This is a genomic window from Streptomyces pyxinicus, from assembly GCF_024753135.1.
Taxonomy (GTDB): domain Bacteria; phylum Actinomycetota; class Actinomycetes; order Streptomycetales; family Streptomycetaceae; genus Streptomyces; species Streptomyces pyxinicus.
The window spans coordinates 134,871-156,235 of sequence record NZ_JANUGP010000003.1; the positions used below are offsets into that span (position 1 = coordinate 134,871).

The 21,365-nt window shown below is 72.8% G+C and carries 23 protein-coding genes and 1 pseudogene; 8 read left to right on the top strand and 16 right to left on the bottom strand.

Annotated features, from left to right (window positions below):
* Window positions 1-178 precede the first annotated feature (178 nt).
* Window positions 179-1,084, bottom strand: a complete 906-nt coding sequence (locus NX794_RS05830; RefSeq protein ID WP_258777104.1) for an SDR family oxidoreductase — start codon at window positions 1,082-1,084, stop codon at window positions 179-181.
* A gap of 152 nt (window positions 1,085-1,236) precedes the next feature.
* Here NX794_RS05830 and NX794_RS05835 point away from each other — a divergent pair, with 152 nt between their 5' ends.
* Window positions 1,237-1,803, top strand: a complete 567-nt coding sequence (locus NX794_RS05835; RefSeq protein ID WP_258777105.1) for a TetR/AcrR family transcriptional regulator — start codon at window positions 1,237-1,239, stop codon at window positions 1,801-1,803.
* 39 nt (window positions 1,804-1,842) lie between these two features.
* On the opposite strand, the gene NX794_RS05840 is transcribed toward NX794_RS05835, so the two are convergent.
* Window positions 1,843-2,433 (bottom strand): TetR/AcrR family transcriptional regulator, encoded by a 591-nt coding sequence (locus NX794_RS05840; protein WP_258777106.1) that lies wholly within the window; start codon window positions 2,431-2,433, stop codon window positions 1,843-1,845.
* Window positions 2,434-2,582: 149 nt separating this feature from the next.
* Between NX794_RS05840 and NX794_RS36135 the strand changes: the two are divergent.
* Window positions 2,583-3,516 (top strand): annotated as a pseudogene (locus NX794_RS36135) (alpha/beta fold hydrolase).
* Between the two features lie 57 nt (window positions 3,517-3,573).
* Here NX794_RS36135 and NX794_RS05850 read toward each other — a convergent pair.
* From NX794_RS05850 to NX794_RS05875, 6 genes are all read right to left on the bottom strand, one after another.
* On the bottom strand, window positions 3,574-4,422 hold the full coding sequence (locus NX794_RS05850; protein WP_258777107.1) for an SGNH/GDSL hydrolase family protein: 849 nt from the start codon (window positions 4,420-4,422) through the stop codon (window positions 3,574-3,576).
* A 109-nt stretch (window positions 4,423-4,531) separates the two neighbouring features.
* Complete coding sequence (locus tag NX794_RS05855; RefSeq protein ID WP_258777108.1) at window positions 4,532-5,551, bottom strand: hemolysin family protein; 1,020 nt, start codon at window positions 5,549-5,551, stop codon at window positions 4,532-4,534.
* Window positions 5,548-6,900: a hemolysin family protein gene (locus NX794_RS05860; protein ID WP_258777109.1), complete on the bottom strand. Its 1,353-nt coding sequence runs from the start codon at window positions 6,898-6,900 to the stop codon at window positions 5,548-5,550. Before NX794_RS05860 ends, NX794_RS05855 begins: the two co-directional genes overlap by 4 nt.
* 151 nt (window positions 6,901-7,051) lie before the next feature.
* Window positions 7,052-7,477 carry a GNAT family N-acetyltransferase gene (locus NX794_RS05865; RefSeq protein WP_258777110.1) on the bottom strand — a complete coding sequence of 142 codons (426 nt, stop codon included), beginning with the start codon at window positions 7,475-7,477 and terminating at the stop codon, window positions 7,052-7,054.
* 98 nt (window positions 7,478-7,575) lie between these two features.
* Window positions 7,576-10,143: an ABC transporter permease gene (locus NX794_RS05870; RefSeq protein ID WP_258777111.1), complete on the bottom strand. Its 2,568-nt coding sequence runs from the start codon at window positions 10,141-10,143 to the stop codon at window positions 7,576-7,578.
* Between the two features lie 4 nt (window positions 10,144-10,147).
* A complete protein-coding gene (locus NX794_RS05875) occupies window positions 10,148-10,960 on the bottom strand; it encodes an ABC transporter ATP-binding protein (protein ID WP_258777112.1) in 813 nt (270 codons plus the stop codon).
* A 331-nt stretch (window positions 10,961-11,291) separates the two neighbouring features.
* On the opposite strand from NX794_RS05875, the gene NX794_RS05880 reads away from it, so the two are divergent.
* On the top strand, window positions 11,292-11,510 hold the full coding sequence (locus NX794_RS05880) for an antitoxin (RefSeq protein WP_258777113.1): 219 nt from the start codon (window positions 11,292-11,294) through the stop codon (window positions 11,508-11,510).
* A gap of 4 nt (window positions 11,511-11,514) precedes the next feature.
* Entirely contained in the window at window positions 11,515-11,889 is a 375-nt protein-coding gene (locus NX794_RS05885; protein ID WP_258777114.1) for a fic family toxin-antitoxin system, toxin component, read from the top strand.
* Window positions 11,890-11,924: 35 nt separating this feature from the next.
* On the opposite strand, the gene bioD is transcribed toward NX794_RS05885, so the two are convergent.
* Genes bioD through bioB form a run of 3 tightly spaced genes read right to left on the bottom strand, consistent with a single transcriptional unit; the run spans window position 11,925 to window position 15,196 of the window.
* Complete coding sequence (gene bioD, locus NX794_RS05890; RefSeq protein ID WP_258777115.1) at window positions 11,925-12,653, bottom strand: dethiobiotin synthase; 729 nt, start codon at window positions 12,651-12,653, stop codon at window positions 11,925-11,927.
* Window position 12,654: 1 nt separating this feature from the next.
* A complete protein-coding gene (locus tag NX794_RS05895) occupies window positions 12,655-13,944 on the bottom strand; it encodes an adenosylmethionine--8-amino-7-oxononanoate transaminase (RefSeq protein WP_258777116.1) in 1,290 nt (429 codons plus the stop codon).
* On the bottom strand, window positions 13,937-15,196 hold the full coding sequence (gene bioB, locus NX794_RS05900) for a biotin synthase BioB (RefSeq protein WP_258777117.1): 1,260 nt from the start codon (window positions 15,194-15,196) through the stop codon (window positions 13,937-13,939). Before bioB ends, NX794_RS05895 begins: the two co-directional genes overlap by 8 nt.
* A gap of 147 nt (window positions 15,197-15,343) precedes the next feature.
* Between bioB and NX794_RS05905 the strand changes: the two genes are divergently transcribed.
* The gene (locus NX794_RS05905) at window positions 15,344-16,471 is read left to right on the top strand and encodes an 8-amino-7-oxononanoate synthase (protein ID WP_258777119.1); all 1,128 of its coding nucleotides are present in this window, start codon (window positions 15,344-15,346) and stop codon (window positions 16,469-16,471) included.
* A 106-nt stretch (window positions 16,472-16,577) separates the two neighbouring features.
* On the opposite strand, the gene NX794_RS05910 is transcribed toward NX794_RS05905, so the two are convergent.
* Window positions 16,578-16,802 carry a DUF397 domain-containing protein gene (locus NX794_RS05910; protein WP_258777120.1) on the bottom strand — a complete coding sequence of 75 codons (225 nt, stop codon included), beginning with the start codon at window positions 16,800-16,802 and terminating at the stop codon, window positions 16,578-16,580.
* 9 nt (window positions 16,803-16,811) lie between these two features.
* Entirely contained in the window at window positions 16,812-17,672 is an 861-nt protein-coding gene (locus NX794_RS05915; protein ID WP_258777121.1) for a helix-turn-helix domain-containing protein, read from the bottom strand.
* Window positions 17,673-17,885: 213 nt separating this feature from the next.
* On the opposite strand from NX794_RS05915, the gene NX794_RS05920 reads away from it, so the two are divergent.
* The gene (locus NX794_RS05920; RefSeq protein WP_258777122.1) at window positions 17,886-18,344 is read left to right on the top strand and encodes an ATP-binding protein; all 459 of its coding nucleotides are present in this window, start codon (window positions 17,886-17,888) and stop codon (window positions 18,342-18,344) included.
* A 113-nt stretch (window positions 18,345-18,457) separates the two neighbouring features.
* Here the strand turns inward: NX794_RS05920 and NX794_RS05925 are convergent, their stop codons facing one another.
* The 3 genes from NX794_RS05925 to NX794_RS05935 form a co-directional block, all read right to left on the bottom strand.
* On the bottom strand, window positions 18,458-18,931 hold the full coding sequence (locus tag NX794_RS05925) for a C40 family peptidase (RefSeq protein ID WP_258777123.1): 474 nt from the start codon (window positions 18,929-18,931) through the stop codon (window positions 18,458-18,460).
* 575 nt (window positions 18,932-19,506) lie between these two features.
* Window positions 19,507-19,812, bottom strand: a complete 306-nt coding sequence (locus tag NX794_RS05930; protein ID WP_258777124.1) for a hypothetical protein — start codon at window positions 19,810-19,812, stop codon at window positions 19,507-19,509.
* A 7-nt stretch (window positions 19,813-19,819) separates the two neighbouring features.
* Window positions 19,820-20,458: an ATP-dependent Clp protease proteolytic subunit gene (locus NX794_RS05935; protein WP_258777125.1), complete on the bottom strand. Its 639-nt coding sequence runs from the start codon at window positions 20,456-20,458 to the stop codon at window positions 19,820-19,822.
* Window positions 20,459-20,546: 88 nt separating this feature from the next.
* Here NX794_RS05935 and NX794_RS05940 point away from each other — a divergent pair, with 88 nt between their 5' ends.
* Together NX794_RS05940 and NX794_RS05945 are read left to right on the top strand one after the other, a co-directional pair.
* Window positions 20,547-20,825 (top strand): type II toxin-antitoxin system Phd/YefM family antitoxin, encoded by a 279-nt coding sequence (locus NX794_RS05940; protein ID WP_258777126.1) that lies wholly within the window; start codon window positions 20,547-20,549, stop codon window positions 20,823-20,825.
* A 226-nt stretch (window positions 20,826-21,051) separates the two neighbouring features.
* The gene (locus tag NX794_RS05945; protein ID WP_258777127.1) at window positions 21,052-21,354 is read left to right on the top strand and encodes an urease subunit gamma; all 303 of its coding nucleotides are present in this window, start codon (window positions 21,052-21,054) and stop codon (window positions 21,352-21,354) included.
* Window positions 21,355-21,365: the final 11 nt, after the last annotated feature.

Sequence of the window (21,365 nt, forward strand, 5' to 3'; positions counted from 1 at the left end):
GGAGTCTTGGTCGCCGGCGGTGCGGCGGCTTGGGGCGGCGCCGCCGGCGCCGTGGCAAGGAGGTGTCGAGCCGTCGCCCGTGAGCGCGATCCGCCGTGTCGTCGTCGATGGATCGCGGCACTCGACGGTCAGCCGCCTGACCCGGGGCGGGTGGGCAGGGGAGAGACCTGCGGGCCGGTCACTTGGTGGCCCCGTCGGTGTAGGCGCCCGACAGAATGTCCTCGGTCAGGGTGGGTCCGGTCGGTTCCCAGTTCAGCGTGGCGCGGGTCAGGTCGTTCGATCCGGTCATGCTCTGGCCGAAGAAGTGGCCCACCACGCCGAAGTGCTCGCGCGCCCGCTCCGGGGCGACCGAGACCACCGGGATCTCCAGGGCCGTACCGATGGCCTCCGCGATGGCCCGCGTCGTGATCGACTCCTCGGCCACCGCGTGCAGCCGGGTTCCGGCGGGAGCGCCCTCGATGCCGAGCCGGATGAGCCGGGCGGTGTCGGTGCGATGGACGGCGGACCACGCGGCGGTGCCCTCGCCGACATAGCCGGAGACGGCCTGCTTGCGTGCCGCCGCGACCAGCCAGTTCACGAAGCCCCAGTCGCCCCGCCCGTGGACCGAAGGGGCGAACCTGGTCACGATGGCGCGCACCCCGCGCTCGGCGTGGTCCAGAGCGAGGTTCTCGCTGCCCCCGCGGTCCGATCCCGGACCGACCTCCGGAGAGGCGTCGGTCTCCAGCACCGAACGCTCCTTGACGATGCCGGAAAGGCCGTTCGCGATCGAGAACGCCTTCCCCGTACCCGCGAGCACCTCCAGCATCGCCTCGACGGCTGCCCGCTCGGTGCGGTCGTTCTCCTCCGGGTTGCCCCAGTCGTGCTTGTTGGCCAGGTGTACGACGGCATCGGCCTCGCGTGCACCCGCGCGCAGCGAGTCGAGGTCGTCGAGATCGCCACGCAGTGCGGTGGCTCCCTTGGCGGTCAGCTCGTCGGCCGCGGCCTGCGAGCGGGCCAGTCCCACCACCTTGTGGCCGGCTGACAGCAGTTCGCCGACGGTGGCGGAACCGATCCACCCGGTCGCTCCAGTGACAAAGACGCGCATGTCTGCCATTCCTCCCAGCCCCGTGGGGCACTGATCGCACGGAATCCCTGAGCACGGGTCGTCCGTCTGCGGACAGCACAATTACTGGACACCGTGCACCGTAAAGTTAACAGTAACGGTGCACGGTGTCCAGCAAAGGTAGAGTCGGTGCAATGAACGAGAATGAGACCCGCGTCGGCAGGCCGCGGAGCGAAGCCGCGCGAGCATCCGTGCTCCACGCCGTTGACGACCTGCTCATCGAGGAGGGGTACGCCGCGATGAGCATGAAGGGCATCGCGGCACGAGCCGGCGTCTCGCGGCAGACCGTGTACCGGTGGTGGTCCACCAAGGCTGAGATCCTGTTCGAGGCCAGCGTCCTCGACGCGGTGCAGGAGCTGGCGGTGCCCCCCGCGGAGACCGCTCTCGACGAGCTGGTGTCCTACCTCCAGGCCCTCGCGGAGTTCCTGACCGAGTCTCCTGCCGGGGCGGCGTACCGGGCGCTGCTCGGCGAGGCTCAGCACGACAGGGAGGTGGCGAACCTGATCGCTTCCAGGGACGTCGTGAACGAGAGCGCGAAAACCGTCATCGAGCGAACGGTCCGATCACCCGTGATCGGCCTTGAGCAGGCGAGTGCCGAGCTGGTTGGGCCCCTGTTCTTCGCCGTCCTCAGCGGCCGCGGCACGGCCTCGCTCGACCTCCGCTCACTCGCCCAGCGGTTCCTCGGCGCGGCGAGCCGGTAGGCCCGGCCGGGTGGGACGGGGCAGACGTGCCGCTCCGTCTCAGTCGCTCGGGCCGAGAACCCGCGCGAGCGCGTCGAGGGTCACGTCGACGATGGCGCGCAGCTGCTCCGTGCTCGTTCCGGCTCTGCTCATGACGGCGAGGGACTGGTTCACGGCCGCAAGGTGGGCCGCGAAGGACTCGGCCGCCTCGTCGTGCAGCCGGCCCGCCTTCAGCGCGGTGCGCAGCCGGGTGTGCTGGAGGCCGATCGCCTCCCGTGCGCGCGCCGCGACGCTCGCGCTCAGCACCGGGGTCGCCATGACGGTCTGGGCCACCAGGCATCCGTCGGGCAGCTCGGGGTCCGCGATGCGTTCCAGCGTGACGTCGAAGAACGCCCGCGCGGCCGCCAGGGGCCGGTCGGCGGCGCAGGACAACGCGGCGTCGTACTTGTCTCCGTACCGCGCGGTGTAGCGCTCCAGGCAGCGCAGGAAGAGCGTGTCCTTGTCGCCGAGGGAGGAGTAGATCGAGCTGCGGTTGAGCCCGGTCGCCCGGGACAGGTCGTCCAGCGACGTGTCCGCGTAGCCGGCCCGCCAGAACTGGGTCATCGCGGCGTCGAGCGCCGTGGCGATGTCGAACTGCTTCCTGCCCGCCATGCCGCGCATCCCTCCTGCTCCGCCTTCGTGGTGGAGGCCATCCTCCCTGGTGGAGGCCATTTTCCCATCTTGAACCAATCAGTTCAAGATGGGCTAGGGTGAAAGCGAGAGCAGACCGCCGGCACACCTCACACCAGTGGAGGAGAGTCATGAACGACCCCGCGAGCGGCCCCCACGTCCCCGGCAACCCGGTCCGCGGCCTGCCGCTGCCCGACCTGGCCGGCTTCACCCACCGTTGGGTCGACGCGGGCGGCGTCCGCCTGCACGCGGTCGAGGGCGGCCGGAGGGACGGTTGGGCCGTCGTGCTGCTCGCCGGGTTCCCGCAGACCTGGTGGGCATGGCGCAAGGTGATGCCGTACCTGGCCGACCGATGCCATGTCATCGCGCTCGACCTGCCGGGCCAGGGCCACTCCGAACGCCCGGACATCAGCTATGACACGCACACGGTCGCCGCGCATGTCCATGCCGCGGTCGAGGCGCTCGGAGTCTCGGCATACTGGCTGGTCGCCCACGACATCGGCGCGTGGGTCGCCTTCTCTCTCGCCCTGAAGTACCGGAACCGGTTGCGCGGCCTGGCACTGCTCGACGCCGGCATCCCGGGCATCACCCTCCCCGACGCCATTCCGACCGACCCCGAACAGGCCTGGAAGACCTGGCACTTCGCCTTTCACCTCGTGCCCGACCTGCCCGAGGCACTGCTCGCCGGCCGCGAACGGGAGTACGTCGGGCTGGTTCCTGAGGGCCAAGACCTTCTCCGTCGGCACCTTCGACGACGCCGAGGTCGACCGGTACGCCGCGTCCGTGGCCGCCGACGGCGGTCTCCGCGCCTCCCTGGCCTACTACCGGCACGCGGCCGAGTCGGCGCGGAAGAACCACGAAGCGCTGGACCACCAGCGCCTGACGCTCCCGGTTCTCGGGATCTCCGGCAGCCACGGCTCCATCCCCGACATGGCGGCTTCCCTCAGCCCGTGGGCCGACCACGCCACCGGGATCGTCGTGCCGGACACCGGACACTTCATCCCCGACGAACAGCCCGGTGCCGTCGCCGCCGCACTGACCGACTTCATCACCGCAGGCCGTTGAGACCGGTGGCTACTCCGCCTTGGTCCGCTCCGCGGGTCACGAGGTGAGGGTCCTGGGTCAGGGCCCCACCCGCCGCCAGTCCGTGACGGGGCCGGGGATCGTGTGGTCCGTAGGGGTGACCCAGAAGGCTTCGCCCAGCTCAGGGCTGAACTGGGCGCCGGTCCGGCCGTCCCCGGAGGAGCGGCCGGTGAGACGCCGGCCTATCCAGGGGAGGAGGTACTGGCGGGCGAAGCGCGCGTCGGCGACCCGGCGGGTCAGCCAGCCCGGCGGGAGCGTGGCCGGCATCGGGACGTGCCAGTCGCTGTCCTCGGCCGCGTGGCCGAGTGTCTGCCACACCGCCTCGGCCACCCGTCGGTGGCCCTCCGCCGTCAGGTGCAGCCGGTCCACGTCCCACATCCGGGGGTCGGCCAGCGCGGGCGCCCCGTACAGGTCGACGACGAGGGCGCCGTGCCGGGCGGCCAGCTCGTCCACGTGGGCGAACAGCTCCTCCATGCGCGGCCGGAACCGCTCCAGCACCGGGCCCTGCCGGCCGGGGCTGCGCATGAGCACGAGCTGCCCGCAGGAGGGGGTGAGCCGTTCCACCGCCTCGGTCAGCAGGCCCTTGACCCGCCCCATGTCGCACTTGGGGCGGAGGGTGTCGTTGAGGCCGCCGACCAGGGTCACGACGTCGGCTTTCAGGGCCGCCGCGACGCCCACCTGCTCCTCGACGATCTGCCCGATCAGCTTCCCGCGCACGGCGAGGTTGGCGTACCGGAAGCCGGGCGAGCGGGCCGCCATCCGGGTGGCGAGCAGGTCGGCCCAGCCCCGGTAGGAACCGTCGGGCAGCAGGTCCGACATGCCCTCGGTGAAGGAGTCGCCGACCGCGACCAGGCTGGCGTACGGGGGAGGTGCGGGATTCGTCTGCATGGCGACAGCGATGGTATCCCGGCCACATACCCGCCGGTCGGTCGCCCCGGTCCGCCCGGCACAAGCAGCCCGTGGCCGGCTCGGTGTCAGCCCGTGGCCTGGCTCGGCGTCAGTTCGGGGTCCGCTGCCCGAACAGCTCCCGCAGCACGTCCTCCATCGTCACCAGGCCCGCCAGCCGGCCGTCCCCGCCGAGGACCGCCGCCACATGCGTACGGCTGCCCCGCATCGCGGTGAGCACGTCGTCCAGCGGGGTCTGCTCGCGCACCCGGGGGATCGGCCGCATGTCCCGGAGCCGGAACGGCACGTCGTGCGGGGAGGCGTCCAGCGCGTCCTTGATGTGCAGGTAGCCCGCGATCCGGCGGCCGGAGTCGACCACCGGGAACCGGGAGAAACCCGACTCGGCCGACAGCCCCTCCAACTGTTCCGGGGTGACGCCCACTCGCGCGTAGACCACCCGCTCCAGCGGCACCACCACGTCCCGCACCGGCCGGCTGCCCAGCTCCAGGGCGTCGTGCAGCCGCTCCTGGGCCCGGTCGTCGATCAGCCCGGCCTCGCTGGCGTCCTTGACGATCTCGGCCAGTTCGGTGTCCGTGAACGTCGCCGCCACCTCGTCCTTCGCCTCCACGCGCAGCAGCTTCAGCAGCCCGTTCGCGAACGCGTTCACCGTGAAGATCACCGGACGCAGCGCCCGGGACAGGGCGACCAGCGGCGGCCCGAGCAGCAGCGCGCTGCGCACCGGCTCCGCGAGGGAGATGTTCTTCGGGACCATCTCGCCCAGCAGCATGTGCAGATAGGTCGCCAGGGTCAGGGCGATCACGAAGGACACCGCGTGCCCCGCGCCCGAGGGCACGCCCAGCGCGTGGAACACCGGCTCCAGCAGATGTGCGATGGCCGGCTCGGCGACCACGCCGAGGACCAGGGTGCACAGCGTGATGCCGAGCTGGGCGGCGGCCAGCAGCGCCGACACGTGCTCAAGACCCCACAGCACGCTCCTGGCCCGCCGGTCGCCCTCCTGGGCGAGGGGCTCGACCTGCGAGCGGCGCACCGAGATCAGCGCGAACTCGGCGCCCACGAAGAAGGCGTTGACGACCAGGGTCGCCAGACCGATCAGCAGCTGTACGGCGGTCATCGCGCCCCCTCCGGAGTCTCGGGCCTCTCGTCGGCACGCTCGTCGTCCAGCGGCGCGTGCAGCAGCACCCGGGCCGCCCGGCGCCCGGAGGCGTCCACGACGTCCAGCCGCCAGCCGGCCACCTGGACGGTGTCACCGGTCTCGGGTATCCGGCCCAGCTCGGTGGCGACCAGGCCGGCCAGCGTCTCGTAGGGACCCTCGGGCGCGCGCAGGCCGACGCGGGCGAGCTGGTCGGTGCGGGCCGCGCCGTCGGCCGAGTACAGCGCCCGGCCGTCGCCGTCGGCGCCCGCCGGGGCGAGGTCGGGCGTCTCGTGCGGGTCGTGCTCGTCGCGCACCTCGCCGACGACCTCCTCGACGATGTCCTCCAGTGTGGCCACACCGGCCGTGCCGCCGTACTCGTCGATGACGACGGCCATGGTGCGCCGGCCGCCGAGCCGGTCGAGCAGCCGGTCCACGGTCAGCGACTCGGGCACCAGCAGGGGTTCGCGCATCACCTGGGCGACCGTGCGGTGCCGGCGCTCGCCGGCGGGCACGGCGAGCACGTCCTTGATGTGCGCGGTGCCCACCACCGCGTCCAGGCTGCCCCGGTAGACCGGGAACCGGGACAGGCCGGTGGCCCGGGTGGCGTTGGCCACGTCCTCGCAGGTGGCCTGGGTGTCCAGAGCGACGACCTGGACGCGCGGGGTCATCACGTTCTCGGCGGTCAGGTCGGCCAGGTTCAGCGTGCGCACGAACAGCTCGGCGGTGTCCGCCTCCAGCGCGCCCGCCTTGGCGGAGTGCCGGGCCAGCGCGGCCAGCTCCTGCGGCCCGCGCGCCGAGGCCAGCTCCTCGGCGGGCTCGATGCCGAACCGTCGTACGACGTGGTTGGCCGTGTTGTTCAGGTGGGTGATGAAGGGCCGGAAGGCGGCGCTGAACCAGCGCTGGGCGTTGCCCACCCGCTTGGCCACGGCCAGCGGCGAGGAGATCGCCCAGTTCTTCGGCACCAGCTCGCCGACGACCATCAGGAACACCGTGGACAGCGCGGTGCCCAGCACCAGCGCGGCCGTACCCGCCGCCGACCCCGACAGGCCCATCGCCCGGAACGGACCGGCGAGCAGTCTGGCGATCGACGGCTCGGCGAGCATGCCGACCACCAGGTTCGTGACGGTGATGCCGAGCTGGGCGCCGGACAGCTGGAAGGTCAGGTTCCGTACGGCTTTCAGGGCGCCGGAGGCCCCGCGCTCGCCACGCTCGGCGGCCCGCTCCAGCTCGCCGCGCCCGACCGTGGTCAGCGAGAACTCCGCCGCCACGAAGGCGCCGCAGGCGAGTGACAGCAGGATCGCCGCCAGAAGGAGGAGTACTTCGGTCATCGGGTCACCCCCTCCCATGATCGGACAGGGCGGGGCGGGACGCGCGGTGTCGCGGACTGGGAGGCTCGCCCATGGGCGGACGCTCACAACCTTTCATAGAGAGCCGAGTGCTCCCACAAGAGTAAAGGATGGGCAAAAATGCCTGTGGATATCAGTCCGTGAGCGGCTTCACCCAACGCCGCCACTGCTCCTCGGGCTCGTAGCCGGCGGCCCGCCAGGCGTGCCGCGCCCGCTCGTTGCGGACCAGCACCATCGCGTCCGCGCGCCGCCCGCCGAGCCGCGCGAACCGCTCCTCGGCGGCGGTCAGCAGCGCCGAGCCGATGCCCCGGCGCCGCCGCTTCGGACACACCGCGAGCCGGTACAAATGGCACCGCCACCCGTCGAAGCCCGCGATCACCGTGCCGACCAGCTCGCCCGCCGACTCCGCGAGGAGCAGCGCCCCCGGGTCACGGGCGACCAGCCGCTCGACACCGGCGCGGTCGTCGCTGATGCTGGTGCCCTCGGCGGCCGTCTTCCAGAAGGCGAGGACGGTGTCGAGGTCGTCGGGGACGGCAGGGCGTATCCGCAGGTCGCTCATACGGTCATCAGAGCACCGTGCGGGGCGCCGGCTCCCGGGATTCCGTCATGCGGACTCCGTACCACTCCCACATCCCGGCCCAGGTGTGGCAGCGGGTGTCACTCGTGGGCGATCGCCGCCAGGACGTTCATCCGCGACGCCCGCAGCGCCGGCAGCAGCGCCGCCGCCACCCCCACCACCGCCGAGCCGGCCACCACCGCGACGATCGTGCCCCAGGGGACGGCGAACGCGGTCAGCCCGCGCAGCGCGAGCACCTGCTGCATGCACACGCCCCACACCAGCCCGAGCCCCAGCCCGAGCACCGCGCCGAACACCGCGATCACCACCGACTCCAGCCGGATCATCCGCCGCAACTGCCGCCGCCCGAGCCCGATCGCCCGCAGCAGCCCGATCTCCCGGGTGCGCTCCACCACCGACAGCGCCAGCGTGTTGACCACGCCGAGCACGGCGATGACGATCGCGAGGCCCAGCAGCGCGTACACCAGGTACAGCAGCACCGAGATCTGGTCGTGCACCAGCTTCTTGTAGTCGGTCTGGTCCCGCACCTGCACCTGCGGGTACGGCGCGAGCGCCCGCTCCAGCCGGGGCCGCAGGTCCGCCGCCTTCGTGCCCGGGGCCGCGTCGACGTACAGCGCGGAGTCCTGCCCGCCCGGCACGTACCTCCGCAGGGTGGCAAGGCCCATGAACAGGTTGCCCTCGGAGCCGAAGCCCTGGGCCGACTCCTGCCGGGTGAGGGCGCCGACCGCCAGCTCGGCGCGGCGCCCGCCCGGGAACTCGACCGGCAGCACACTGCCGACCCGCGCACCGTGGTCGGCGGCGAAACCGGCGTCCATGGCGAGGTGCCCGGCCGCCAGCGCGTCCCGGGCACTACCCCGCGTGTAGGGGATGTGCACGACGGCGTCGACCCGGTCGCCGTACCCGGTGGCGTTCGTGCGCACCTCCCGCCCGTCCGGCATCCGCACGCTCAGCGGGGTCTGCCGCTGCGCCACGACGAGCCCGACGCCGCGCGTCCCGGCCACGGCGTCACGCACCCGCCCGTTGAACGAGGTGAAGTTGGCGCCCTGCACGATGAGGTCGGCGCCCAGCGTCCGGTCGATCTGCCGGTCGAACGACGCGGACATGGACGCGCTCGCCACCGACATCCCGCCCACCAGGGCCAGCCCCACCATCAGCGCGGCGGCCGTCGCCCCGGTACGGCGCGGATTGCGCAGCGCGTTGCGCTGGCTCATCCGGCCGACCGGGCCGAACAGCACCGGGAAGGCGCCGCCCAGCACCCGGATCACCGGCCGCACCAGCAGCGGCCCGGCGACCACGGTCGCGACCAGCGTCAGCGCCACGCCGGCCGCCAGCAGCCCGGCCGCCGGTCCGGTCCGGGTGGCCGCCGCGCACCCGGCCAGCGCCGCAGCGCCGACGGCCCCGAGCACCGCGCCCACGATCGCGCGCGTTCGCAACGGCCTTCCCGCTCCGCCCACTTCGGCGTCCGTGAGCGCGGCCATCGGGGAGACCGCCGCCGCACGCCGCGCGGGCAGATAGGCGGCCACGAAGGTGACGCCGAGCCCGACGACGTACGCCGCGACGGGGGTGCCCCAGCCGATGACCATCCGTGTCGTGCGCAGGTTCGGCCCGAACGCGCTGACCAGCCGGATCAGCCCCAGGGCCAGCCCGATCCCGGCCGCGAGGCCCAGCGTCGCGCCCACCAGGCCGAGCAGCAGCGCCTCCGTGAGCACCGACCGCCGCACCTGCCGCCGGTCCGCGCCCAGCGCCCGCAGCAGCCCCAGCTCCCGGGTGCGCTGGGCGATCAGCATGGAAAAGGTGTTGACGATCAGGAACACACCGACGAGCAGCGCCACACCGGCGAAGCCGAGCATCACGTACTTGATCACGTCGAGGAAGGTGCCGAGGCCGGCCGCCGCCGACTTGGCCTGCTCGTCCGCCGTCCGCAGGCTGTAGGTGCCGGTGCCGAGCGCGGCACCGATCCGCTGCTTGAGCCGCGCGTCCGGCACACCGGGTGCCGCGTCCACCGCGATGCCGGTGGCCTTCGCCGCCGACCCGAGCAGTTCCCGGCCCGCCACCGCCGGGTCCAGGTAGACCAGCGCCGAGCCGGGGTTGGTGGTGGTGAACGTGGCGATGCCGGCCACCCGTACCCGCAACGCGCCCGGCTGCGCCTGCACGGTCAGCGGGTCGCCGATCCGGACGTGCGCGCGGCCGGCCGTGTCCGCGTCCAGCAGGACCTCCCCCGCGCCGTGCGGGGCGTGCCCCGAGGTGAGCCGTACCGCGCTGCGCGGGGTGGCGTACCAGGCCGTGGCGATGGTCGGGGCGCCGGTCGTCGGCCCGACGGACCTGTCACGGCCGTCCACCACGACCACGTTCTGCACCGACACCTCCGCGCGGGCCGCCGCGACCCCGTCCACCCGGGCCACCCGGTCCCGCAGGGCGGCCGGCAGCGTCGGCACCGCGCCGCTCAGCCGCGCCGACCTCGGGTCGTCCTTCGGCAGCACCGTCACATCGGCCGCCGTGGAGGCGAAGAGCCGGTCGAAGGTACGGGTGACGGTGTCGGAGAAGATCAGGCTGCCCGCGACGAACGCCACGGACAGGACCACGGCCAGCGCGGACAGCGCGAGCCGTCCCTTGTGCGCGAGGAAACTCCTCAGGGTCGCCTTGAGCACCGGGTCAGTCCTCCTGGACGGTGACGGCGCCGGCGGCCAGCGGGCCGGTGCCGGGCAGGTCGCGCATGCGTTCCAGGACCGCGTCCGCCGTGGGGTGCCGCGTCTCGTCCACGATCCGTCCGTCGGCGAGGAAGAGCACCAGGTCGGAGTGGGCGGCGGCGCCCGGGTCGTGGGTGACCATGACGACGGTCTGGCCGAGGTCGTCCACCGCGCCGCGCAGGAAGCCCAGCACCTCCGCACCGGCCCGCGAGTCGAGGTTGCCGGTCGGCTCGTCGGCGAAGATCAGCTCCGGGCGTGCGGCCAGCGCCCGCGCACAGGCGACGCGCTGCTGCTGACCGCCGGAGAGCTGGGCCGGCCGGTGCGACAGCCGCGCGCGCAGGCCGAGGGCGTCGATGACCCGGTCCAGCCATTCCTGGTCGGGGCGGCGGCCCGCGATGTCCATCGGCAGGGTGATGTTCTCGGCGGCGGTCAGGGTCGGGATCAGATTGAACGACTGGAACATGAACCCGACGCGGTCCCGCCTGAGCCGGGTCAGCTCCCGGTCCCGCAGCCCCGTGACCTCGGTGTCGCCGAGCCACACCCGGCCGGCCGACACGGTGTCCAGGCCTGCCAGACAGTGCATCAGGGTGGACTTCCCGGAGCCCGAGGGGCCCATCACGGCCGTGAAACACCCCCGGGTGATGTCCACGTCGACCGCGTCCAGGGCCAGGACGGCCGTCTCGCCTGACCCGTAGGCCTTGGTCAGCCCCCGGGCGCGGGCCGCGACGGCGGTGTCCGGAGCGCGGCCCGGGGCGTGCTCCGCAGCAGGTGTGGACAAGACCGCCTCCCGGTCGCTCGATGTCCCGGTCTCTTGGTCCGGGACTGAGCCCAGTGTGACCCCAACCACACGAATAATCCGCGTCAGGCACGGGACACGCGTCGCGTGCCGGGACCGCTTGCCGCCGCTAGGTCCTGTCGTCAAACTCCCGCCGTTCGCCCGGAGGGCGGGCTTCGCGGCGTCAGGTGCGTGCTCTCGGCGTGCCGGGCCCTGATCCTCGTACTGGACGTACTTGGGTCAGGGCCCGGTGCGGCGAGAGTGCGTGCATGGCGTCGCGGAGCAGGCGGGAGTTTGACGACAGGGCCTAGCACCCCCGCGCTAGCGTCGAAGCATGGCGAAGACCCAGCTGAACGTGCGCGTGGACGAGGGCACCGCCCGCGCGGCCCGCGAACGCGCCCTGGCCCGGGGGATCAGCGTCAACCGCTACATCGAGGAACTGGTCCGGCAGGACGCCGGGGAGACGGGCGGCACGTTCGTCGAGGCCGCCGCCGACTTCATGGAGCGGTACGAATCCGTGTTCACCGAGGAACTGGCCGACCGCCGCGGCTGATCCCTTGAACGATCTCACCGTCGACCTCGCCTGGCTGCTCATGCTCGCCGAGCAGCGCACGCCCGGCGACCCGCAGGTCACCGACTGGGGCGCGCTCGTCGCCGCGGTGGCCCGGCACCGGGCGGAGATCTTCGGCGTCCCCGTCTACAACAGTCCGCACGCCCGCGCGGCGGCCCTGCTCCAACTGCTCATCCACGTACCGGCGCTGGAGCGCTCCAACGCGCTGTTCGCCTCGGCCGTCGCCTACGCCTACCTGGTGGCGAGCGGCACCAAGGTCGTCACCACGCCGGAGCAGGTCCGCGATCTCGCCCGGCTGGTCAAGGACGGCACGGCGAGCGTGGACGACATCGCGGCGGAACTGCGCCGCTGGAACGGCTGACCAGACTCGCCTCCTGCCTGCTCCGAGCCCGTCCCCTACCCGAACGCCGCCGCGCCCTCCCGTGCCCCGAACGCCGCCGCGTCCCACGTTCCGTCCAGGCGGGGCGCGAGCCAGGAAGGGGCCGTCGTGCGGAAGCCGGCCGGGGAGAGGGCCGCCGCGCCCGAGGGCAGGGCGCCGAGGAGGGGGGCGTCGGAGACCTGGGGGAGGTCGGCCAGGTTGCAGCGGGCGGCCAGGTCGGGGTCCGAGGGCCAGCTGCCGATGACCACGCCGGCCAGGTCCAGCCCCCGGTGCCGTAGCTCGCGGGCCGTCAGTTCCGTGGCGTTCAGGGTGCCCAGGCCGGCCGGGGCCACGACCAGTACCGGCGCGTCCAGCAGCGCGGCGGCGTCGGCCAGGGTGCCGCCCTCCGGGTCGAACCGGACCAGCAGCCCGCCCGCCCCCTCGACCAGCACCAGGTCGTGCTCGGTGGCGAGCTTGGCGGCGGCCTCGGCGACCTCACGAGGGCGCACCGGTGTCAGTCCCGCCCGTCTGGCCGCCGTCTCCGGTGCCAACGGCTCCGGAAAGCGGGCCAGTTCGGTGGCCGTCACCGCGCCCGCGAGCCGCGCGACCTCGTCGGCGTCCCCGCGCTCGTCCGGCCGTAGCCCCGTCTGGGCGGCCTTGAGCACCGCCACCGACCGTCCGGCCGCGAGCGCGGCGGCGGCGACGGCGGCGGTGGTGACGGTCTTGCCGACCTCCGTGCCCGTGCCCGTGATCACCAGTACCGGCATCTCAACCCTCCCGCGCCGCCGCGCACACCGCGCGCGCGATCCGTGCCACGTCCTCGTCCGAGGTGACGTACGGCGGCATCGTGTACACCAGATCCCGGAAGGGACGCAGCCATACGCCCTCCCGTACGGCGGCCGCGGTGGCCGCGGCCATGTCCACCTCGTGGTCCAGCTGGACGACCCCGATCGCGCCCAGCACCCGCACGTCCCGCACACCGGGCAGGACCGCGGCCGGCGCCAGCCCCTCGCGCAGGCCCGTCTCGATCCGCTTGACCTCGGCCGCCCAGTCCTGGCCGAGCAGCAGGTCCAGGGAGGCGCAGGCCACGGCCGCCGCCAGCGGGTTGCCCATGAAGGTCGGCCCGTGCGCGAGCACCGGCACCTCGCCGCGCGAGATGCCGTCGGCGACCCGCGCGGAGCACAGCGTGGCCGCCATCGTCAGATAGCCGCCCGTCAGCGCCTTGCCCACACACATCACGTCGGGGGAGACGGCCGCGTGGTCCGCAGCGAACAGCGCGCCGGTACGGCCGAACCCGGTCGCGATCTCGTCGAACACCAGCAGCACGTCATGCGCGTCGCACGCTTCCCGCAGCACCCGCAGATACGCGGGGGAGTGGAAACGCATCCCGCCCGCGCCCTGCACCACCGGCTCCACGATCACCGCGGCCAGTTCGTCCGCGTGCCGGGCGATCAGCTCCCGCAGCTGCTCGGCGTACGACTCCTCGTATTCCGTCGGCGGCGCGTCCGCGAAGACCTGGCGCGGCAGCACCCCGGACCACAGCTCGTGCATCCCGCCCTCGGGGTCGCACACCGACATCGGCTGCCAGGTGTCCCCGTGGTAGCCGCCGCGCCAGGTCAGGAGCCGACGCTTGCCGGGCCGGCCGAGCGAGCGCCAGTACTGGAGGCACATCTTGACGGCCACCTCGACCGAGACCGATCCCGAGTCGGCCAGGAAGACGTGTTCGAGCCCTTCCGGTGACATGTCGACAAGTCGCTTCACCAGCTCTACGGCGGGCTCGTGCGTGAGCCCGCCGAACATGACGTGGCTCATCCGGCCGAGCTGCCGGTGCGCGGCCTCGTCGAGGACGGGGTGGCGGTAGCCGTGGATGGCCGACCACCACGACGACATGCCGTCGACCAGCTCGCCCGAGCCGTCCGCGAGCCGCAGCCGGACCCCGCTCGCCGACTCCACGACGAGCGGGGCGACCCGGCCGGGCATCGGGCCGTACGGATGCCAGACGTGCCGCCGGTCCAGCTCCAGCAGGGCGGACACGTCCGGGCGGGACAGGTCAGGCATTGGGCGCGAGATCCGTTCCGGCACCCCGGCGGCGGACGGCGACCAGATCGGTGCGCGGCCCGGTGTGCGGCTCGGTATGCGGTTCGGTGCGCTGCTCGGCGACGGCCGGCTCGGGCGCCGTACCGCAGACCCCGCCACCGGCGTGCGACCCGCACCCCGCCCCGGCCGCCGAGCCGCAGCCGCCCTCCGCGTGCGACCCGCACCCGGCACCCTCGTGCGACCCGCAGCCGCCGCCCGCGCCGGCCGTGACCCGGTGCTCCGGCAGTGTCACCTCGCCGGCCCCCTCCACCTCGAAGCCCGCGTCCGCGATCATCTCCAGGTCGGCCTTGCCCGCCTGGCCCTCGCTGGTCAGGTAGTCACCGAGGAAGACGGAGTTGGCCAGGTGCAGCGCGAGCGGCTGCATCGTGCGCAGATGGACCTCACGGCCGCCCGCGATGCGTACCTCCACGTCCGGGCAGACGAAGCGGACCATCGCGAGGATGCGCAGGCAGCGCTGCGGGGTGAGGTTCCACTCCTTGGCCAGCGGGGTGCCCTCGAACGGGATCAGGAAGTTCACCGGCACCGAGTCCGGGTCCAGTTCACGCAGCGAGTAGACGACGTCGACCAGGTCCGCGTCGGACTCGCCCATGCCCGCGATCAGACCCGAGCACGCCGACAGACCGGCCGCGTGCGCCCTCTGCACCGTGTCCACCCGATCGGCGTACGTGTGGGTCGTCGTGATCTCCCCGTACGTCGACTCCGAGGTGTTCAGGTTGTGGTTGTAGGCGTCCGCGCCGGCCGCGCGCAGCCGCTCGGCCTGGCCGTCGGAGAGCAGGCCGAGACAGGCGCACACCTCGACGCCCTCGTTCTGTTCCTTGATCGCCTTGATGGTGTCCGAGACCCGGTCCACGTCCCGGTCGGTCGGGCCGCGGCCGCTGGCCACCAGGCAGACCCGCTTGGCGCCGCCGGCCAGTCCGGCCGCCGCCGCCTCGGAGGCCTCGTCGGGCTTGAGCCAGGTGTACTTCAGGATGCCGGCCTGGGAGCCGAGCCGCTGGGAGCAGTAGGAGCAGTCCTCGGGGCACAGCCCGGACTTGAGGTTGACCAGGTAGTTGAGTTTCACCCGCCGCCCGAACCAGTGCCGGCGCACCTTCCCGGCCGCGGCCACCACATCGAGCAGGTCGTCGTCGGAGGTGGCCAGCACGGCGAGCGCTTCCTCGCGGGTCGGCAGCTCGCGCCGAAGCCCCTTGTCCACCAGCGTGTTCAGCAGGTCCATGAGGTCCGATCCTGTCCTACGGAACCGCCCCTGGCCAAGGAGAGAACGGACAACGCGAGCGGTTCACCGTGTGGGTATCGCCACACCCTGGGCGGCGGGACGTACCGCTAGTGTCTGTCCGCTACCTACAAAAGCCCCGGAGGACACATGGCGTTCGGCTGGATCGACGAACAGGCCGAGGCACGCCGCCGCGCCGGTCTCGTCCGCACTCTGCGTCCGCGCCCCGCCGACTCGCCGCTGCTGGACCTCGCGAGCAACGACTACCTCGGACTCGCCCGCCACCCGGAGGTCACCGAGGGCGCCGCCCGGGCCGCCCGGACCTGGGGCGGCGGTGCCACCGGCTCCCGGCTGGTCACCGGCACCACCGAACTCCACACCGAGTTGGAGGGCGAGCTGGCCGCGTTCTGCGGCTTCGAGGCCGCGCTGGTCTTCTCCTCCGGCTACGCCGCCAACCTGGCCGCCGTGACCGCGCTCGGCCCGCACGGCTCGCTGATCGTCTCCGACGCGGGCAACCACGCCTCCCTCATCGACGGCTGCCGGCTGGCCCGGGGCACCACGCAGGTCGTCGGGCACGCCGACCCGGAGGCGGTGCGCAAGGCGCTGGCCACACACGCGGGCGCGGCGATCGTCGTCTCCGACACGGTGTTCTCGGTGGACGGGGACCGCGCGCCGCTGGCCGAGCTGGCGCGGGCGTGCCGGGAGCGCGGCGCGGGGCTCGTCGTGGACGACGCCCACGGGCTCGGCGTGCTGGGCGACGGCGGGCGGGGCGCGGCGCGGGCGGCCGGGCTCGCGGGCGCCGAGGACGTGGTCGTCACCGCCACCCTGTCGAAGTCGCTGGGCAGCCAGGGCGGCGTGGTGCTCGGTCCGGCCCGGGTGATCGGCCATCTGGTCAACGCGGCCCGCACGTTCATCTTCGACACCGGCCTGGCCCCGGCGGCGGCCGGCGCGGCGCTGGCGGCGCTGCGGCTGCTGGTGCGCGAGCCGGAGCGCGCGGCCCGGGCCCGCGAGGTCGCCGCGGACCTGCACACACGGCTGACCGCCGCGGGACTGGAGGCGGTGCGTCCCGACGCCGCGGTGGTCTCCGTGCGGGCTCCGTCCCCGGAGCAGGCGGTGCGCTGGGCGGCCGACTGCCGTGCGGCGGGCCTGGCGGTGGGCTGCTTCCGCCCCCCGTCCGTGCCCGACGGCGTCTCACGGCTGAGGCTGACCGCCCGGGCGGACCTGTCCGGGGCGGAGATCGAACGCGCTGTACGGGTGATCGGCGAGACGCGACCATGAGTCGGCGTGACACGGCCGTGCTTCGCTCGAAGGGGTGGGCCGGAAAAGAGAGTTGACGGAAGGGCCGGACGCGGTCAGCGGGGAACGGCCGGCCGGGGGTGCCCGGTCACCGCAGCGCGGTCAGGAACCCCGCCCAGCTCCCGGGGGAGAAGAGCAGCGCGGGTCCGGCCGGGGCCTTGGAGTCGCGCACGGCGAGCAGCCCGGCCCAGGGGCCGGTGCCCGGCCGGGCGGTCTCCACGCAGTTGTTGGCGCCCGTGCTGTAGCTGCTGCGCAGCCAGCGCACGTCGTGCAGATCGGTACTGGCAGGGACGTTCCGAGGCGGTGCGGACATGGTGCCTCCTTACGCGCCGTCACCTATCGCGGCGATGTAGTCCAATGAGTCCTCGGGCGAAAGGGCGTGCATCTGAAGGGAGTTGAAGGCCTCCGAGTAGGCCTCCAGGTCTTCTTTCCGTTCGAGGTAGAGGCTACTCGTCAACTGGTCGACAACAACCACGTCCAGATCAGAAGTGCTCGGAAATGAGAAGACAACGAAAGGCCCGGTGAGGCCGACATGTGCTCCCGCGCGGAACGGCAGCACCTGGAGCCGGACCTGGGGCAGTCGGGCGTCCTCCGCCAGCCGTTCCAGCTGCCGGGCCATCACCTCCGGACCGCCGACCTCGCGGCGCAGCACCGCCTCGTCCAGTACGGCGCTCAGCCGCAGCGGCGACGCCGAACGCAGCACGTCCTGCCGGGCCAGCCGGACCGCCACCAGCGTGTCGAGACGGTCCTCGGCCAGGTCCTTCACGGCCGCCCGGGTCACCGCGCGGGCGTACTCCGGGGTCTGCAACAGCCCGGGCACCACCGTGGTCTCCAGGGTGCGCATCGCGCTCGCCTGCGACTCCAGGCTGATGAAATCCCGGTACGTCGGCGGCAGCACCCCGCGATAGGCGTGCCACCAGCGGTCGTTGCCGCCGGTGTCCTCGGAGCCCGCCAGCACCAGCAGCAGCTCGCGTAACTGGGCGTCCCGCACGTCGTACGCGTCCAGCAGGGCCCGTAGATCCGTTGCTTTCACGCCGCTCGCGCCCGTCTCGATACGGCTCACCTTCGACTGGTGCCAGCCGACCAGCCGCGCCGCCTCCCCACTCGTGATTCCCGCGCCGGTGCGCAGCGCACGCAGTTCCGCCCCCAGCTTGCGACGGCGTACGGCCGGCCCGTTCTGCATGGGTTCCTCCTTACTCCCCGCGGGCGGCCCATATACGGTCTCGCGTCGCAGAGTTCACCGCTTCGAGCGACAGATATATGCAGATCTCGGTGGATCGCTCCCCGTGACCGGCCCGGTGGTGGCAGTCTGGCGGCGAAGCACCAGTCCGGGACCGTACTCGAACCATCCGCTCCATGCCGGACTCCGGTCCCATGGGAAAAGGACGACGTCGCCATGGCAGACCATCTGGAAGCATCCGTCACTCTGCCGAGCGATCCCGCCTCGGTCTCCGCCGCCCGTACCTACGTGGTGGGGACCCTCGCGGAGTGGGGTCTGCCGCCGGAGGCCGAGGTGGCGGACACCGTACGGCTCATCGTCTCCGAACTCGCCACCAACGCCGTGCAGCACACCTTCGGGCAGTCCCCGACCTTCACGGTGGACATCGCGCTGGACCGTGACGAGCACCTGCGCATCGGGGTCACGGACAGTCACCCCCGCTTCCCCAAGAGGCTGCCCGCCGCCGTCCAGCAGGACAACGGCCGCGGCATGGTCATCATCCGCTGGCTCACCGCCGAGTGCGGCGGCAAGCTCCGGGTCCGCCCCACCCGGGAGGGCGGCAAGACCGTCTTCATCGAACTGCCCTGGACCACCCCGGCCGAGCCGGTCACGACGGCGGGCAGCCAGGACCCGTAGACCGGCCGGGAGGCGTGTCGTACCGCCCCGGGGGCCGCGCGCGGCCTCAGGCGGGCGCTGACGGCGCCGGAAGCGGCCCCGCTGCCGGAGGCCGCCCGTGTCCCGTCGGCGGGTCAGCTCACCCGGCCGTACCAGACGCTCCTGGTCCAGATCTTCTGCAGCCGCACCACGTCACCGGTCTTGGGCGCGTGCCAGATCCTGCCGTGGCCGGCGTAGATGCCGACGTGGTAGACGCTGGAACCCGAGTGGAAGAAGACCAGGTCGCCCGCCTTGCGGCTCCGCGCGGAGATGTGGTGGGTCCTGTTGTACTGCTGCGCGGCGGTGCGCGGGAGCTTCTTGCCCGCCTTCTTGAACGAGTACAGCGTCAGCCCGGAGCAGTCGAACCGGCGCGGTCCGACGGCTCCCCACCGGTAGGGGGCGCCCTTCTTGGAGGCCGCCACCTTCAGTGCCTTCGTCGCCATGGTCGCGGCCGAGGCGTCGGACGCGAGGCCCGGGACCACGATCGAGCCGCCCACGGCGGCGAGAGTGAGTGCCGAGGCCGTGCCGGCCCGGGCCATCAGCGACGGGACACGATTGAGCGCAGTCATGCGCAACCCTTCGTCAGCCGCCTGTGAAGGATGACCTGTCGGATTCGGGCTGGCGAAGTAGCCCGGCCGCGTTACCACGGCTTCACCCCAAGGGCTGCTCGGAACCTTTGGCCGTCCGCGACGTGCGGACGGACATCCGTTCCGGCGACCCGCCTTGCTCGGGTCCTCCACTCCTGCCGATCCACTCCTGTCGACCGGTCATCCAGGCGGCGGCAGGACTCGGCGTCCGCCCGGACCGCCCCGCCGCGGTGGCGGGGGCTTGTCGTCAGACAGGGATCTTCACTCACAACTGTCTGAAAATCCCAACGGAAACGAGGGTTTGTGGGGTTACTCACCACTCACCCGTTCGGGTGGACTGTGCTCTGTTCGAGACACCGTCAGAAACCCTGCGTAGCCTCCGACCTGCGGTGGAGCACTCCCGCCCGCCAAACCGGACAGGCGCCGGCGCAAGGCGAAAGTTCCGGAACGGGAGACGGAAGTACCTCGATCGGCGGTACGTCGTTCGGGCCGTTTGGGATCCGGTCCGAGCGACATGCCGACACCCGGGCCCCCGCCGCCCGTTCGGGCCGTCCGGTTCAGCCGACGGTGTCCGGCGGGAGCGCGACGCGCGCGGTGCGGCGCTCGCCGTCCAGCACCCGCAACGCCCGTGCCAGCGTGTCCCCGTGCAGCTCCGTCTCACCCCGGCCGTGCATCAGCGCGAGCGCGTCCCGCAGCTGCGCGGCCTTGCGCACCAGGGCCTGTGCCGCCCGCAGCCCGCGGTAGGTGTCCCCGTCCCGGGCCGGATTGACCCGGCCGAGCAGGTCGACCGCCTCCAGGTAACGGTCGATCAGCTCGCCCTCGGCGCGGGTCAGCGCGGGCAGCGGCGGCAGTTCCGGCACCACGCCCCGCTCACCTCGCCGCGCCGGGCGTGCCCCGGCGGCTCGGCACCACACCGTCCACCAGCCCGTAGGCCAGGGCGGCCGGGGCGTCCAGCGCCAGGTCACGCTCCAGGTCCCGGCCCACCCGCTCCACTGCGCGCCCCGTGTGCCGGGCGAGCATCCGCTCCATGAGGTCACGGGTGCGGGCCAGCTCCCGGGCCTCGATCTCCAGGTCGCTCGGCGTGCCGCGCACCGCCTCGGGCAGGGCCGGCTGACGGAGCACCACACGGGCGCCCGGCAGGGCGAACCGCTTGCCCGGGGCGCCGGCCGCGAGGAGCACCGCGGCGACGGAGACGGCCTGGCCCAGGCAGTAGGTCGCCACATCGCAGCTGACGTACCGCATCGTGTCGTAGACCGCGGTCATGGCGTCGACGGAGCCGCCCGGCGAGTTGACGTACAGCGTGATGTCCCGGTCCGGGGCCGCGTGCTCCAGGTACATGAACTGCGCCGCCAGGTCGCTCGCCGCGGCCTCGTCCACCGGGGTCCCGAGGAAGACGATCCGGTCCTCGAAGAGCTTCCCGTACGGGTCGAGCGTGCGCGGCACCGGCCCGGAGCGGTCGGTGAACTCGGGCAGGACATGGCGGGCGGACGGCCGGGACGGTCGGGACATGGGCACACCCCTTACTCCTCGTGCGGCCCTGACTGGGCTCGGCTTCTGTACAGAATGTACAGGACGTACCTGACGTTATGATGGGGCCATGGCCTACGAGATTCCGGTGACGCGAGCCAGGGCCGAGCTGGCCGACCTCATCAACCGGGTGGTGTACGGCGGCGAGCGCGTCGTCGTCACCCGGCACGGCAAGCCGCTGGCCGCCCTGGTCTCCGCCGCCGACCTGGAGCGCCTCGACGCGCTCGACGCGGCGGCGGAGGGGCAGGTCGTCAGCACCGTCTCGGGCGTCCGCGAGGTCCGGCCGGCCGGGTCCGAGCGGCAGCGGTTCGGCATCGCCGCCGAGCACCGGCGGCCGGGCGCCGACTGAGCCGCGCCGGTATGCGGCTCGCCATGCCGTGGTCATGGCGGGCCCAAGGTCTGGTTAACGTCGTTGAAACTCCGGCGTTCTAGCCTGCCGATCCACGCCACCAGGGGTTTCTCTGCCCGGATTGACGTCGATCCGGGGATTTGTCTGTGTGTTACACCTGTCCCCGTCGCGGTGGCTGCGGCAGCCGGACCCCGCACGGTCCGGAGCGAGGACGGTGAGGTGGGACGTGCAACTGACCCCGCACGAACAAGAGAGGCTGCTCATCCACGTGGCAGCCGACGTGGCCGAGAAGCGCCGGGCCCGCGGTCTCAGACTCAACCACCCCGAAGCGGTCGCCCTCATCACCTCGCACATCCTGGAGGGCGCCCGGGACGGCCGCACGGTCGCCGAGCTGATGTCCTCCGGCCGCAAACTCCTCAGCCGGGACGAGGTCATGGACGGCGTCCCGGAGATGATCCACGACGTCCAGGTGGAGGCCACCTTCCCGGACGGCACCAAGCTCGTCACCGTCCACGAGCCGATCATCTGAGGGGGCCCGCG

Excerpts from the sequence above, each read along its gene's own strand:
- NX794_RS05895 (WP_258777116.1), bottom strand. The coding sequence starts at position 13,944 with ATGCCTGACCTGTCCCGCCCGGACGTGTCCGCCCTGCTGGAGCTGGAC.
- NX794_RS05925 (WP_258777123.1), bottom strand. The coding sequence starts at position 18,931 with ATGACTGCGCTCAATCGTGTCCCGTCGCTGATGGCCCGGGCCGGCACG.
- NX794_RS05835 (WP_258777105.1), top strand. The coding sequence starts at position 1,237 with ATGAACGAGAATGAGACCCGCGTCGGCAGGCCGCGGAGCGAAGCCGCG.
- bioB (WP_258777117.1), bottom strand. The coding sequence starts at position 15,196 with ATGGACCTGCTGAACACGCTGGTGGACAAGGGGCTTCGGCGCGAGCTG.
- NX794_RS05860 (WP_258777109.1), bottom strand. The coding sequence starts at position 6,900 with ATGACCGAAGTACTCCTCCTTCTGGCGGCGATCCTGCTGTCACTCGCC.
- NX794_RS05915 (WP_258777121.1), bottom strand. The coding sequence starts at position 17,672 with ATGCAGAACGGGCCGGCCGTACGCCGTCGCAAGCTGGGGGCGGAACTG.
- NX794_RS05940 (WP_258777126.1), top strand. The coding sequence starts at position 20,547 with ATGGCCTACGAGATTCCGGTGACGCGAGCCAGGGCCGAGCTGGCCGAC.
- NX794_RS05905 (WP_258777119.1), top strand. The coding sequence starts at position 15,344 with ATGGCGTTCGGCTGGATCGACGAACAGGCCGAGGCACGCCGCCGCGCC.
- NX794_RS05830 (WP_258777104.1), bottom strand. The coding sequence starts at position 1,084 with ATGCGCGTCTTTGTCACTGGAGCGACCGGGTGGATCGGTTCCGCCACC.
- NX794_RS05920 (WP_258777122.1), top strand. The coding sequence starts at position 17,886 with ATGGCAGACCATCTGGAAGCATCCGTCACTCTGCCGAGCGATCCCGCC.
- NX794_RS05865 (WP_258777110.1), bottom strand. The coding sequence starts at position 7,477 with ATGAGCGACCTGCGGATACGCCCTGCCGTCCCCGACGACCTCGACACC.
- NX794_RS05840 (WP_258777106.1), bottom strand. The coding sequence starts at position 2,433 with ATGGCGGGCAGGAAGCAGTTCGACATCGCCACGGCGCTCGACGCCGCG.
- NX794_RS05910 (WP_258777120.1), bottom strand. The coding sequence starts at position 16,802 with ATGTCCGCACCGCCTCGGAACGTCCCTGCCAGTACCGATCTGCACGAC.
- bioD (WP_258777115.1), bottom strand. The coding sequence starts at position 12,653 with ATGCCGGTACTGGTGATCACGGGCACGGGCACGGAGGTCGGCAAGACC.
- NX794_RS05855 (WP_258777108.1), bottom strand. The coding sequence starts at position 5,551 with ATGACCGCCGTACAGCTGCTGATCGGTCTGGCGACCCTGGTCGTCAAC.
- NX794_RS05850 (WP_258777107.1), bottom strand. The coding sequence starts at position 4,422 with ATGCAGACGAATCCCGCACCTCCCCCGTACGCCAGCCTGGTCGCGGTC.
- NX794_RS05935 (WP_258777125.1), bottom strand. The coding sequence starts at position 20,458 with ATGTCCCGACCGTCCCGGCCGTCCGCCCGCCATGTCCTGCCCGAGTTC.
- NX794_RS05880 (WP_258777113.1), top strand. The coding sequence starts at position 11,292 with ATGGCGAAGACCCAGCTGAACGTGCGCGTGGACGAGGGCACCGCCCGC.